The organism is Actinomyces israelii (assembly GCF_030253495.1).
Classification (GTDB): domain Bacteria; phylum Actinomycetota; class Actinomycetes; order Actinomycetales; family Actinomycetaceae; genus Actinomyces; species Actinomyces israelii.
Genome location: NZ_CP124548.1, coordinates 3,378,160 through 3,391,279 on the forward strand (window position 1 = coordinate 3,378,160; position 13,120 = coordinate 3,391,279).

Genomic DNA, 13,120 nt, shown 5'->3' on the forward strand with positions numbered 1-13,120 from the left:
ACGGCCTCCCGCCCACGGGGTCAGTAAGGCTCGTAGCCCATGGCCCGCATCGCGCTGTCGTACTGGTCCCGCACCAGTGAGTCATAATCGGATTCGGGGATGCGGACCATCTCCATACCCCACACCGGGAAGTCTCCCGTGACGGTGGAGGCGGCCTGCATAGCGGCGCCCTTGGCAACATACTCGTCGGGGACGGGGACGACGACGGGCGTGCCCACCATGGTCGGTAGAATCTGCTGAACCGCGGAGGACCGCGCGCCGCCTCCGATGAGAACGAGACGTTCGGCGGGAAGGCCGCAGTCGGCGAGGTTGTCGAGCATGGCCACTTGGCCCGCCAGCGTGCCTTCGATAATGGCCCGAGCCAGATTGCCCGGGCTGAGGTTCCCCAGGCTCATGCCATGCAGAGAGGCGCGCGCCCTGGGAAGGTCCGGGGTGCGCTCGCCCTCGAAGAAAGGAAGGAGCGTCAGCCCGCCGGCACCGGGCGGCGCGGCCAGGGCCAGCTCGTCGAGCTGGGGGCAGGTGATTCCCAGCAGAGCCGCCCCGACATCGAAGTTCCTGGTGGCGTTGAGAGTCGCCGCCAGGGGAAGATAGTCCCCCGTGGCCGAGGCGTACGAGCACACGTGCCCCGAGTAGTCATATGTCGGCTCAGCGCTGCGCGCGTACACGTTGCCCGACGTTCCGAGCGACATAATGACGTCCCCCCTGCACGCGCCCAGGGCCAGGGCGGCAGCCGCGTTGTCGCCGGCGCCGACTCCGACGGGAATCCCCTGCGGCACGCCCGCGATGCCCGCTCCGGTTGCACCGGCGACGTCGAGCGGCCCCAGGACCCGCGGGAGGTGCGGGCGGTGGCCCAACGAAAGCTCGACCAGGTCCTGGCAGTAGGTGCCGACCCGTCCGCCTCGCCCGTCCCAGTACGCGGTCCCGCTCGCCTCCGAGCGGTCCGTGGTGAGAGCGCCGATATCGCCACCGTCCTGATCTCCATGCCCCATCAGACGCCACGTCAGCCAGTCGTGGACCAGCGCGACGGCCGCTGTGCGCTCGGCGCACCGCGGGCGGGTGTCGCGGAGCCATCGCAGCTTCGGCGCCGTATCGGACAGGGTGATCGGCAGACCCGTACGACGGATCCACTCCCGGCGCCCGAGCTCCTCGTTGAGCGCGAGCATGCTGGCGTGGGATCCGAGATCGTTCCACAGCGGGGAGTCGCAGACCACCCGCCCCCGAGAGTCCAGGAGGACGGGCGTGTGCTGCTGACCCGCCACCGAGATGGCCGCCACGTCATCGAGCCCTCCCGCGCGAGAGACCGCGGTCAGCAGAGCATCCCACCACGCATTCGGGTCGACGATCGTGCCAGCAGGGTGCGCCGCCCTGCCCGCCCGGACCTGCCGGCCGGTGGCGAGGTCGCGTACGGTCACCTTGGTGCTCTGCGTGGAGGAGTCCACGCCGGCCACCAGAATCCGCGTCGGGCCCGCGCCGATCGACGACGCCTCTACGGGGCTCATGACGAGATCTCCTTCATGCGCTCCCACCGCCGGCGCACCGATTCGAACCACTCGGCCAACCGGGCGTGGCGAACCCGATCGGGCCGAATGACAACGGGCCCCCAGTCATCCCACCGCCGGTCCTCACCGGATGCCAGCGCCTGCGCACCGCGCGAGACGACCTCGGCAACGGTCGACGCCGAGTGCGGCACTCCCAGGACGTCGGCCTTGAGCTGCAACCACAGACGGTCCTTGGCCGCCGGACCGATCACCTTGACCTGCTCGGTCGTCGCGTCGAAGAGCGAGACGACATCGCGGTACTGAAACGCGAGCCCCACGAAGGTCGCCAGGATGATCTCGTCGGCCGTGGTGTCGGTTCGCAGCCCCACGACCACCCCCCGCGCACGAATATCCTTCGTGGGAAGCGGAGCTCCGCGGAAACGGGGAAGAACGACCGGAAGCCTGCTCAGGTCGATTCTTCCCGCCAGGTATTTCTCCGGGAGATCGCCCTCCCGGCGGCTCACCTCTGCGGCGGCCATGTCGAGCATCGTCTGGAGAGTGGCGAATGCCGATCCGCCCGTGGGAATCGAGCCGAAGAGGGACCACCACCGGGGAGCGCAGAAGACGCCGTTGGCGAGCCCGGCCGCCTCCGCCCGCGCATCCAGCCTCGGCTCGTCTGCGACAGAGACCAGTCCCTCGGTCGTGCCGGTCGAGTCGAGGAGCTCTCCGGGCCCCAGCCCCGCGCCCACGGCGCCGACCATGTGATCATGACCGACAACATGGACACGAGTCGCGGCCGGAAGCCCGGCGCGGGCAGCGAAGCCCGGGCTCACAGCCGTCCCCGCATCCGCGCCGCGCAGCTCGGGGAACAGGGCCGTCGACAACCCGAACAACGCGCAGGCCTCTGCCGACCACGACCTCGTGCTCACGTCCAGTGCGAGCGTGCGACTGGCCAGGGAGTACTCCGACCAGCGCTTACCGGTCATCCGTGCCGCCAGGTACTCCGACACATTGAGCCACACCAGTCCGGCGGCGCTCCGGCCCTCGGCCAGGATCCTCTCGAGCGCCCAAGCGGCTTTCGACAGGCCGTAGTTGGCGCTGGCAGGCAGTCCGGTAATCCGGTACAGCCGCCCCCTCTCCTCCCGGGAGAGCCTGTCAATCCATTTCCTCCCCCGCTGGTCGTGCCACAGGATGAGCGGTGAGGCCAACTCCGTCTCCGCCGAGACGAACGCTCCCGACTCGCCGACGCCCCCGACCGTGATCCGTTGGATCCGCGAGCGCACCGCGGCACCCTGACCGCCGATGAAATCGGAGACGATGCGCTCCAGCGCCCGTGCATCGTATATCTCTCCCCACCCGTCCTCGCGGGTCGGCGTCGGAACAACCTCTATAGAATCAGCACCGCCTTCCTCGTCGAATAGGCCTACCTTCACGTTCGTCGTACCGATGTCAATAGTGACCGTCGGGAGCACTGCCGCCTCCTGCGCCTCTCGCCTCAGGTCACCCCAGTGCGGGGTTGAGCACCCTGATGCGGTGCTCGACCGTATCGGCTATCGCGTCCACGGACTCCAGGGAGACGCGGATGAGCGCATTCTCATGCGGATTGGCCGCGTACGCCTCACCGAACACCCGGATCATCGCGCGGCGCAGATCCGACGCCACGTTGACCTTCACGACGTTGAACTCGTGCAGGCGGGAGAGCTGCCCGTCGGGAAGGCCGGAGGCCCCATGGATGACCAGAGGAGCCGGACTCGCGTCGCGCACCGCGGCGAGGCGCTCGAAGTCGATCCGCGCGTCCGGGGCGTAACCATGGACATTGCCCACCGACACGGCGAGCATGTCGGTCCCGGTCTCCTCAACGAAGGCCCTCGCCTGCGCGGGGTCCGTCATCGTCGCGAGCTCCGGCTCGACGTCGTCCTCCTTGCCCCCGATGGATCCGAGCTCGGTCTCGAGGGAGACGGTGCGTCCGCACCACCGGCGCGCCCGCCTCGATGCCGACACGTTCTCCTCATAGGGGTGCGCCGAGTAGTCGAGCATAATCGAGGTGAAATGAGACGCAAGCGCATCCCGCACATTCTCGAGGGCCTTGCCGTGGTCGAGGTGAAGCGCCACCGGGACCTCACAGGACTCGAGCCTGCGAGCGACCACGTCGTAGATGTAGTCATAGCCGGACAGGACGACATTGGTGGGGGCGACCTGGACGAAGCAGGGCACGCCCACGCGCCCGATCGCCTCCACGATGCCCATCGTGGTCTCGATGTTGGTCGTATTGAAGGCGCCCGCCACCCATCCGTTGCGGACGCACTCCTCAATCACCTTGTATCCGCTGACGAGAGGCACTTTTCTCCTTTCAATGGGCCGTCTGGCCCGATTATCGGTGGATGTTCTCCGGGCGGCCTCGTTCAGTTCCCGCCAGTAGCTGCGCCATTCATGTCGAGGATCTCCTGAGCCTCGTCCGAGAGCTTGAGCTGCGACACGCTCAGCCCCGCCACGACATAGAGGGCGGAGAAGATGATGGTGACTCCTCCGGCTCCCACAAGGTCGAGGAAGAGCGCCGGGATGAACGGGCCCACGAAGGTGGCCGCACCCGCCCCCAGATTGAGGACGGCGATCGAACTCCCCTTCTGCCCGGGCACCATCATTGACATGAGGACGGAGATCGGAGTGAATCCCGCCAGAGCGCATCCGTACAGCGCCGCGCACAGTACGGACACCCAGTACGCGCCTCCCACGTACTGCGGCAGGAAGTAGAACATGAGCACGCTCAGCGCACAGCCGAAGCACCCGAACCAGCGCAGTGTCCTGTGCCAGCCGATCCTGTCGGACAGCACCCCGAAGAACAGGTTCGCGAACACGTTGGAGAAGCCGAGGACTGAGACCAGGCGAAGCCACCCGGCCGTTCCGAACCCCAGGTCCTCAGCGAATACGGTGGGGAAGAACACGAACAGCCCGAACTGCGGCGCCGTATTGATCACGCGGATGATACAGCCCAGGCCGACGCGAGGCTTTGTGAACGCTATGGAGACCGACTCGACAAGGCTTCGCCCGGTTGTGACGTCCGCAGGAGCCTGACGGCCCCCGCCCCGGGCGCCTCGAAGCCCGACGAGCGATACCAGGCCGCCGAGGATCACCACCGCCAGCGAGACCCAGAATGTTCTGTACTGGCCGATCACCGGCTCGGTCCCGCTCGCCAGGAGCGAACCGAGCGTGGGCAGGCCTCCCGTGAACGCGAAGTAGAACCAGCCGACCGCGGACCCGAGTCGGTGGGCGGGGCTCGCGCCCAGGACCCAGACGAGGAAGGCGTATGCGAAGAACGGGTACCCCAGGCCCCGCAGCCCGTAGATCAGCATCATGAGGATGTAGCTCTTGCCCGGGAGCGCGACGACCAGGAAAAGGACCTCGAGCACCGCCCACTCGATCAGGCCGATGACCATCACCCTCCGCGGACCCCACACCTCGGAGAGGGCGCCCGCCAGCCAGGAGCCGAGGGTGACCATAATGCCGTACGCGGAGACGATCAGGGCGGCCCGTGATGCGGTGCCCGCCCCGTGCGCCTCCATGTACGGAGCGATGTACCCGGACTCGACGCCGTCGCCGATCATGAAGAGCAGCAGCCCGACGAATCCCCAGAGCAGGTGGCGCGGTATGCCCAGCCTGTCAACGGCCCCCTCGTCCGGCACCGCGCCGCGGCGAGTACCTGTCGTCTCCGTCATCGTGCTCCTCCCGTGCGCAGCGCCGTCGATGCGCAGCCCGACCCGCCGAACGGACAAGACGAAGCCACCAGATCACATCGTCTCGTCCATATCAACCGGTTTGTACGTACAGACTGTATCAGACTGCGTCCCCCCGCGCCAGGCTTCACGACTTCCTGGCGCGCGACCTCCGCGCTCAGACGCGTTCACGGTCCGGCTCCCGGCGCGGGCGCCCCGCGAGCCTCGACCGCCGGCGCGCTGCCGCACAGGTCCGGTAACGGGGCCGGCTCAGTAGTGGTACCGCACCTGGAGGACGATCAGGTCATCGCCATCGACGAGGTAGACGAGACGGTGCTCCTCGGTGACTCTCCGGGAGCGCCGTACCTGAGCCGCTCGGGCCTCCCGATTCCCTCACAGGGGTCGCGGAGCACGGCGTCGATCAGCCTGTTGACCCGCCTGAGGACGGCGCGGTCCGCGCGCCGCCAGTAGACGTAGTCCTCCCAGGCCGACTGGTCCCACACGAGCCTCACGGGCTCAGTCCCGGTCCAGGTCGTGCCTCTCGGTCCGCCCGGTCCGGGCCCGCTCATAGGAGTCGAGAAGCCTGCGGGCATTCGCGGGGGACCGGAAAAGATAGGCGGTCTCCTTCCACGCCTCGTACTCCTCGGCGGGCATGAGGTAGGCGCGGCCCTTGCGCGAGACGATCTCGACCGCCTCACGATCCTCGTTCACCTGCTCGATCAGCGGGTACAGGGTCCGGCGGGCCTCACTGGCGGCAATGGACATCACTCACCTCCGACTCGTACCGCTTTATGGTACAAGACGACGGCGCGCCGCGAGAGCCCTTCACACGGCCGCCCCAGCCGGCTCTGTCATGCCGGCAATCACATGAGGCAGCCGGTATAGGCACCGTCTAGGCGGCTCTTGTGGACGCGGTCCTGCGGCCGCGCCCATGCCCTCGCCCGCCGTCTCCCGTGCGCCGGCCCCTGTGCTGTCCGCCCTGCCGGTCACTCCGCCCGCCGTCGCGCCGCCCCGTCTGCCGGCCGCTCTGCTGCACCCTGCGTCCGCCGGAGGGCCCGCGCCCGTACCGCCGTCGGGACCCGCGCCCCGCCTGCTCGGCCGGCGCCCGTCCTGCACCGCCGCCCTTGACGGCGACGCCCTCGGGCATGTCCTCGGCGGCGACGACCGGGGCGACCTGGCCGACCAGAGCGGTCACGGCGTCGTCGTCGGGCCGGATGCGCTCGATGCCGGCCCGGATGCCGGCCTTCCTGAGCAGGGCCCGGACGTCCTCCTTCTGCTCGGGCAGCACGAGGGTGACGACGACGCCGGCGGCCCCGGCCCGGGCGGTGCGCCCGGAGCGGTGCAGGTAGGCCTTGTGCTCGGCGGGCGGGTCGACGTGGACGACCAGCTCGACGCCGGAGATGTCGATGCCGCGGGCGGCGATGTCGGTGGCGACCATGACGTGGGCCTGGCCGGTGGAGAAGGCGCGCATGGCGCGCTCGCGCGCGTTCTGGCTCATGTTGCCCTGGAGCTCGACGGCGGGGACGCCGTCCCGGGTGAGCTTGCGCGCCAGGCGCCGGGCCAGGTGCTTGGTGCGGGTGAACAGGATGCGCTGGCCGGTGCCGGAGGCGAGACGGCGCACGACGCCGTCCTTGGCGGCCTTGTCCGCCACCATCCACACGCGGTGGTCCATGGCGTCCACCGGCGAGGTCGAGGGGTCGACGGCGTGCTGGAGCGGGTCGTGGAGGAACTCGTCCACAATCCGGTCGACGCCGCCATCCAGGGTGGCGGAGAACAGCAGGCGCTGGCCGCGGGCCGGGGTGGCGCGCATAATGCGGCGCACGCCGGGCAGGAAGCCGAGGTCGGCCATGTGGTCGGCCTCGTCGAGGACCGTGACGGACACCTCGTCGAGGCTGACGACGCCCTGCCCCATGAGGTCGAGCAGGCGCCCGGGGCAGGCGACGACGATGTCGACGCCTCCGGCGAGGGCCTTCTCCTGGGGCCTCTGGGACACGCCGCCGAAGACGGTGGTCACGCTCAGCTCCAGGGCGTCGGCCAGGGGCCTGATGGTCTCGGCGATCTGGAGGGCGAGCTCGCGGGTGGGGGCCAGGACCAGGCCGATGGGGTGGCCGGCGCGGGCCATGTCCTCCTCGGCGAGGCGCTGGACGAGCGGCAGGGCGAAGGCGAGGGTCTTGCCGGAGCCGGTGCGCCCGCGGCCGAGTACGTCGCGCCCGGCGAGGGTGTCGGGCAGGGTGGCGGCCTGGATGGGGAAGGGGGCGGCGAAGCCGCGGGCGTCCAGGTCGGCCACGAGGTCGGCGTCGACTCCGAGGGAGGCGAAGGTCGCGGGCCTGGTGGCGGGCGCGGAGGGCGCGGAGGGCGCGGCCGCCTTGGAGCGGCGACCGGAGCGGGAAGAAGCAGTGCGCGTGGTGGGCACGGAAGTCCTGTCGTTCGGGACCGGGCGCACGTCGGACGCGGAGCGGCCGGGCCGTGCGCGTCGGTGCGTTGAGGTGCCGGCGTTCGGGGCTCGACGGCGCGGAATCGTCCTCGGACGTGCGCGCCGGAGCCGGGGCACCAGCCGGGCCGCGGCGGGTTGCCGGGCCGGTGGCACACTCTTCCACATACTGCCTGCCCGCGCCATGATACGAGCCTCACACACGGCACCCGGTGGCGCCCGGGGCCGGCCGCGCGGCCTCCGCACCCTCGGAGGCCCGCTCCGCCGGGCCCGCGGGCGCCGAACCGGCCGGAGCCGCACATGGGAGAAAAGGAGCCTCACGGAGCGAATGTCGTTCTTCGTTGACATTCCGCCGATCTTCAACGTCCGTCAAAATGAGTTGACGTGCTCCCATGTGCGCAGAGGGGGGTCTGCGCACATGGGAGCGTCTCATCCGCCGCCGCCGGCGCAGCGATTCCGCATGATTCCGCGGTTCCGTCCGGTACGAGTCGCGCCCGAGTGTGCAGCACCCTCTTGACCGGATCTCAGGTCCGCGGCTGGGCGCCGCCAAGCCGCGCCTGTGCGCCCCGGCCCCGTCCGAGTGGCGAGTCAGAGGTTGTTGACCCACGCCTCGCGGTGGTTGGAGAAGAAACTCAGCGGCTCGTAGATGACGACGAACTGCCCTCCGGCGGCCACATCGGCGTCGAAGCAGACGTCTCCACTCGTGCTGCCGCCGTCAATAAGCTTGCCCGACGACAGGAGATTGTCGCTGCCAAAGATAGTGGCATCGGTAATGGCGCCGGAAGGCACCAGGAGCTTGAACTCGAAGGTGTTGAAGTCGACCTCTTTTCCGGAGGAGTTCTGCATAGTGACGCTGGTGCACGCAGTGGGACCGAGCGTCGAGTCTCCCGCCACCAGCGGGGCGGAGGTGATGGTGACCCCCTTGGCGGTGATGGACTCACCGGCGTTGACCGCCACGTCTCCGTCCTGAATACCGTTGTAGGTGGTGGTCGACGAGGGGTCGCCCGAGTCGCCGGAGTCGGCCGCGGGAGCCGCCTGGCCCGCGGGAGCCTGGCTCCCCTGGGCGGCCGCTCCCCCGTCGCCGCTGGGCGCCGTGGAGGTCCTGGCGGTGGTCCCCTTGTTGCCTCCGCCCGATATCGAGCTGATGACGCCAATGGCCAGAAAGACCGCGAGGGTGATGAACCATCACCTTTTCCATAGGGGCTTCTTCGGTTGAGGAGCCGGAACATAAACTACTTGTGGCTGCTGACCCCCGTGGGGTTGCGCAGGCTGAGACACAGCAGACTCCTTTGCGACACAAAAAGGGAGGGGTGCCTCGAAGATTACCCCCCCCCCCGCTCCAATGCAAGTCTTATTTGTCGCAAAACGGGGCCGCGACAGGCCCTATTTATCACGGACTGGTCGCGGTCCCGCCCGCGTCCCGTCGAGATAGACATTTTCGGATGAGGTAGACGGTGGCACCGTCTACCTCATCCGAAAATGTCTATCTCGACGAGGGGCCTAAACGGCCCCGAGGACGAGGGCGATGACGCCGATGACCATCATGGCGACCACCGACAGGACCGTCTCCATGAGCGACCAGGTCTTGAAGGTCTGCCCCACCGTCATCCCGAAGTACTCCTTGACCAGCCAGAAACCGGCGTCGTTGACGTGGGAGAGGAACACCGAGCCCGCCCCGATCGCCAGCACGAGGAGGGCGACCTCGACCGGGGGCATGTCCGCGGCCAGCTGCGCCATGATCCCCGCGGCGGTGATGGTGGCGACGGTCGCCGACCCCGTGGCCAGGCGCACCGCGACTGCGACGAGCCAGCCGGCCAGGAGCGCCGGAACCGCCGCCTGCTGGATCCAGGTCGCGATAATGTCGGCGATGCCGGAGTCGACGAGGGTCTGCTTGAAGCCGCCGCCGGCGCCCACGATGAGCAGGATCCCGGCGATCGGCCCGAGGGAGGCGCCCACCCGGCCGGCCACCTCGTCGGCGTGCAGGCCCAGGCGGGTGCCGAAGACGTACATCGCCACCAGCACCGTGATCAGCAGCGCGACAACCGGCTGGCCGACGAACAGGGCGGCGTGCACGGCGGCACTCGCCCCCTTGGGCGCGACGGTCTCCACGACGGTGCGCAGGAGCATGAGCACCACGGGCAGCAGGACGACGGCGATCGAGGTGGCGAAGGAGGGGCGCGGGCCCTCGTGGACCTCGTCGGAGCCGCCGAGGGGCTCGGGCGCCTCGATGGGCACCCACCGGGCCATGACGCGCGCGGCGAGGGGGCCGGAGATGATGACGGTGGGCACGGCCACCAGCAGCCCCAGGCCGAGCGTCAGCCCGAGGTTCGCACCGACGGCGTCGATGGCGATGAGCGGGCCGGGGTGCGGGGGCACGAGCCCGTGGAGGGCGGACAGGCCGGCGAGCGCAGGCACGCCGACGAGGATCAGGGGCTGGTGGGCGCGGCGCGCCACGATCATGACCACGGGGATGAGCAGGACGATGCCGACCTCGAAGAACAGCGGGATGCCGACGACGAAGGCGATCAGCGCCATGGCCCACGGAAGGCGGGGCCCGGGCGTGCGCGCCAGGATGGTGTCGACGATCTGGTCGGCCCCGCCGGAGTCGATGAGCAGCCTGCCGATGATCGCCCCGAAGGCGATGAGCGTGCCCACGCCGCCGATCGTCGATCCGAGGCCGGCGGTGAAGGCGGTGAAGGTCTCGCCCAGGGGGATGCCGGCGACGACGGCGAGCACCGCCGAGCCGAGGGTGAGCGCGAGGAAGGGGTGCATCTTGCGCCACACGATGAGTGCGACGATGACGGCGATGCCGAGGACCGCCGCGGCGACGAGCCGGGCGGGGCTATCGGTATGGGTCACCGGGTCGGCGGCGGGAAGAGCGAGTGTCAGAGTGGACATCGTTGTCGTCTCCAGGTCGAGGTGGATGGGTTGAATAGGTCTCAGGCAGGGCGGTCCGCGCAGGCGCGGCGAGGCGGATCAGGCGTGCTCGAGCGCGGCGAGGATGGCGTCGAGGGTCTGCTCGGGGGTGGCCCGGGAGACCACGGTGACGCCGTCCTCGTCGTCGGCCAGGGGCTCGAGGGCGGCGAACTGGGAGGGCAGGAGGGTGGAGGGCATGAAGTGGCCCTTGCGGTGGGTCATGCGCTCGCGCAGCTCATCGGGCTGGGCGACCAGGTGGATGAAGAAGACGCGCCCCTCGGCCCCGGCGAGGAGGTCGCGGTAGGAGCGCTTGAGGGCGGAGCAGGTGACGATCGTCCTGACGCCCTCGGCGGCGCGCGCGCTCATCCAGTCGCGCAGGGCCTCCAGCCAGGGCCACCGGTCCTCGTCAGTCAGGGGGACGCCCCGGCTCATCTTGGCGATATTGGCGGCCGGGTGGAAGTCGTCGGCCTCGGCGATGGGCCAGCCGAGGGCCCGGTGGAGGTTGTCGGCGGCGGTGGACTTGCCGCAGCCCGCCACGCCCATGAGGACGAGGTGCTCAACGGAGGTGGTCATGAGATCTCCTTGACGACGTCGTTGTCGATCACTAGTACTACTAGTATAGCGTAAACGTAGCATCAATGGAATGGGTGTGGGCTCGTTCCGCGCCCCGGGCGCCCCGGCGGACGCGGACCGCCGTCAGCGCCGAAGGCGCGTTTCTCGATCAGGCCTCCGCCGGCCGCCCGCTACACTGGCGCCGACCGTGCGGGCCGGCCGCGCCGCATGCCCGTACAGGTCGCCGCCCGGGTCGCCGCATCTTGCCGCCCCGCCCACGCCTCACCCCTCCGGGAGCCCGACCATGCCCGCCACCGACCGACGCCACGAGGTCCTCGACGCCCTCGGGCGCGCCATCGTCGGCGGCGAGATCGCCCCGGGCGCCTCACTGACCCTGGAGGACGTCCAGTCCCGCCACGGGGTGTCGCGGACCCTGGCCCGCGACTGCGTGCGCACCCTGGAGTCCCTCGGCGTGGTCGAGTCGCGCCGTCGTGTCGGCATCGTGGTGCGCCCCCGCGAGACCTGGTCGGCGCTGGCGCCCCAGGTGGTGCGCTGGCAGCTCGACGTCGACCCCCACGGCCCCAAGCTCGGGGCGCTGACCGAGCTGCGCGCCGCCATCGAGCCGGTCGCGGCCGCGGCCGCCGCCCGCCGCGCCACCGAGGCCCAGCGATCCACGCTGCTGACCCTGGCGGACGCCATCCGCTCCACCGGGACGGCCACCGGGAGCGTGGCCTCCTACCTCGGGGACGACATCGCCTTCCACAGCCTCGTGCTCGAGGCGAGCCACAATGACGCCTTCGAGGCCCTCACCGGCGTCGTCGCGGAGGTCCTCTCCGGGCGCGCGCGGCTGACCGGGCAGGTCCAGGTGCCCGTGGCGGAGGCGCTGGAGCTCCATGTGCGCGTCGCCCGCGCGATCGCGACCGGGGACGCCGCCGCGGCCGAGGCCCGCATGCGCGAGCTGGTCGCGGAGGTGCGCGAGGCGCTGCTGGACCGCGGCCTGCGGGGCTTCCTCGACAGCTGAGCGCTCCGGGCGGCGCCCCGCCGGCTCAGCCGCAGGCGCGGCGCCCAACCGCCCGCCGTCGCGCCCCGCCGCTCGCCCCCGCCAGGGCGACGGCCGCGGACACCAGCGCGAGGCCGGCCATCTCCCATCCGTTGGGCAGCTGGCGCAGCAAGACCACGCCCACGAGCAGGGACGTGGCCGGCATGAGGGAGGACAGGAGCGCGAAGGAGTCCGCGCCCAGCCGCCCGAGCACCACCTGCTCCAGCCGGTAGGGCACCGCCGTCGACAGCACACCGACCCCCGCCACCATGGCGGCGGCGGCCGGAGAGCCGAGGGCACCGCCGGCCGTCCCCACGGCGAAGGGGGCGTAGACCAGGGCGCCGACCACCATGCCCACCGCCAGGGAGTCGGCACCGGCGCCGGCGGCCGCCACGCGCCCGCCCAGGATGATGTAGGCGGCCCAGGCGGCGCCGGCCCCCAGCGCGAGCAGCACCCCGGCCCTCTGACCGGGCTCGCCCGGGTCGACTCCGAGCCCGGAGATGGAGACGACGCCGAGGAGGGCCAGGGCGGCGGCCGCGCGCGGACGCCATCCGCGCCCGGTCACGACGGCGACCGCCACCGGCCCCAGGAACTCCAGGGACACGGCCGTCCCCAGCGGCAGCAGCGAGATCGCCGCGTAGAAGACGACGTTCATGGTGGCGGTGGCCGCTCCGAAGACGGCGGCCGCCAGCAGCGCCCGCCCGGTCCACCGGCGGCGCCAGGGCCGCCTGAGGGCCACCAGCACGACGGCGCCCACCGTCAGGCGCCACCAGGCCACCGTGGTGGAGGGCATGAGCGCGAACAGGGTGACCGCCAGCCCCGCCCCGAGGTACTGGGAGAGGGCGGAGGCCATGAAGATCAGTGGCGCCGGGAGACGGTCGGCCGCGGAGGCGACCCCGGCGCCCGTCCGGGCCTGAGCGGCCTGCGGTGCCGCCCGGGCCGGGGTGCGGGAGTCGTCGGAGCTCACGGCCGCATTGTCGGCGCCTCGGCGGCC

The 13,120-nt window shown here is 70.6% G+C and carries 11 protein-coding genes and 1 pseudogene; 1 reads left to right on the forward strand and 11 read right to left on the reverse strand.

Going from position 1 to position 13,120, the window contains the following annotated elements; all coding sequences use genetic code 11:
- Nucleotides 1-20: 20 nt before the first annotated feature.
- The 10 genes and pseudogenes from AIF0345_RS13995 to AIF0345_RS14040 all read right to left on the reverse strand — a co-directional run bounded on the left by AIF0345_RS13995 (nucleotide 21) and on the right by AIF0345_RS14040 (nucleotide 11,108).
- Entirely contained in the window at nucleotides 21-1,499 is a 1,479-nt protein-coding gene (locus tag AIF0345_RS13995) for an FGGY family carbohydrate kinase (RefSeq protein ID WP_285296490.1), read from the reverse strand.
- Nucleotides 1,496-2,950, reverse strand: coding sequence for an FGGY-family carbohydrate kinase (locus AIF0345_RS14000; RefSeq protein WP_285296491.1), 1,455 nt, complete (start codon nucleotides 2,948-2,950; stop codon nucleotides 1,496-1,498). The genes AIF0345_RS13995 and AIF0345_RS14000 overlap by 4 nt, the downstream gene beginning before the upstream one ends.
- Nucleotides 2,951-2,978: 28 nt before the next feature.
- Nucleotides 2,979-3,818 carry a class II fructose-bisphosphate aldolase gene (locus tag AIF0345_RS14005; RefSeq protein WP_268917988.1) on the reverse strand — a complete coding sequence of 280 codons (840 nt, stop codon included), beginning with the start codon at nucleotides 3,816-3,818 and terminating at the stop codon, nucleotides 2,979-2,981.
- Nucleotides 3,819-3,880: 62 nt separating this feature from the next.
- On the reverse strand, nucleotides 3,881-5,191 hold the full coding sequence (locus AIF0345_RS14010; protein WP_273167598.1) for an MFS transporter: 1,311 nt from the start codon (nucleotides 5,189-5,191) through the stop codon (nucleotides 3,881-3,883).
- A 267-nt stretch (nucleotides 5,192-5,458) separates the two neighbouring features.
- Nucleotides 5,459-5,781, reverse strand: a pseudogene (locus AIF0345_RS14015) (Txe/YoeB family addiction module toxin).
- Entirely contained in the window at nucleotides 5,705-5,953 is a 249-nt protein-coding gene (locus AIF0345_RS14020; RefSeq protein WP_285296492.1) for a type II toxin-antitoxin system Phd/YefM family antitoxin, read from the reverse strand. The pseudogene AIF0345_RS14015 and the gene AIF0345_RS14020 overlap by 77 nt, the downstream one beginning before the upstream one ends.
- A 127-nt stretch (nucleotides 5,954-6,080) precedes the next feature.
- Nucleotides 6,081-7,601, reverse strand: a complete 1,521-nt coding sequence (locus AIF0345_RS14025) for a DEAD/DEAH box helicase (RefSeq protein ID WP_285296493.1) — start codon at nucleotides 7,599-7,601, stop codon at nucleotides 6,081-6,083.
- A gap of 606 nt (nucleotides 7,602-8,207) precedes the next feature.
- Entirely contained in the window at nucleotides 8,208-8,576 is a 369-nt protein-coding gene (locus AIF0345_RS14030) for a DUF4352 domain-containing protein (RefSeq protein WP_285296494.1), read from the reverse strand.
- 543 nt (nucleotides 8,577-9,119) lie between these two features.
- Nucleotides 9,120-10,517, reverse strand: coding sequence for a GntP family permease (locus tag AIF0345_RS14035; protein WP_268917994.1), 1,398 nt, complete (start codon nucleotides 10,515-10,517; stop codon nucleotides 9,120-9,122).
- Between the two features lie 78 nt (nucleotides 10,518-10,595).
- Nucleotides 10,596-11,108 (reverse strand): gluconokinase, encoded by a 513-nt coding sequence (locus AIF0345_RS14040; RefSeq protein ID WP_268917995.1) that lies wholly within the window; start codon nucleotides 11,106-11,108, stop codon nucleotides 10,596-10,598.
- A gap of 283 nt (nucleotides 11,109-11,391) precedes the next feature.
- Here AIF0345_RS14040 and AIF0345_RS14045 point away from each other — a divergent pair, with 283 nt between their 5' ends.
- Nucleotides 11,392-12,108, forward strand: coding sequence for a FadR/GntR family transcriptional regulator (locus AIF0345_RS14045; RefSeq protein WP_043559834.1), 717 nt, complete (start codon nucleotides 11,392-11,394; stop codon nucleotides 12,106-12,108).
- Between the two features lie 25 nt (nucleotides 12,109-12,133).
- Here AIF0345_RS14045 and AIF0345_RS14050 read toward each other — a convergent pair whose 3' ends face one another.
- Nucleotides 12,134-13,093 carry an EamA family transporter gene (locus tag AIF0345_RS14050; protein WP_404975941.1) on the reverse strand — a complete coding sequence of 320 codons (960 nt, stop codon included), beginning with the start codon at nucleotides 13,091-13,093 and terminating at the stop codon, nucleotides 12,134-12,136.
- Between the last annotated feature and the right edge of the window lie 27 nt (nucleotides 13,094-13,120).

Coding starts and splice junctions, on each gene's coding strand:
- AIF0345_RS14020 (WP_285296492.1), bottom strand. CDS start 5,953: ATGTCCATTGCCGCCAGTGAGGCCCGCCGGACCCTGTACCCGCTGATC.
- AIF0345_RS14040 (WP_268917995.1), bottom strand. CDS start 11,108: ATGACCACCTCCGTTGAGCACCTCGTCCTCATGGGCGTGGCGGGCTGC.
- AIF0345_RS14010 (WP_273167598.1), bottom strand. CDS start 5,191: ATGACGGAGACGACAGGTACTCGCCGCGGCGCGGTGCCGGACGAGGGG.
- AIF0345_RS14035 (WP_268917994.1), bottom strand. CDS start 10,517: ATGTCCACTCTGACACTCGCTCTTCCCGCCGCCGACCCGGTGACCCAT.
- AIF0345_RS13995 (WP_285296490.1), bottom strand. CDS start 1,499: ATGAGCCCCGTAGAGGCGTCGTCGATCGGCGCGGGCCCGACGCGGATT.
- AIF0345_RS14045 (WP_043559834.1), top strand. CDS start 11,392: ATGCCCGCCACCGACCGACGCCACGAGGTCCTCGACGCCCTCGGGCGC.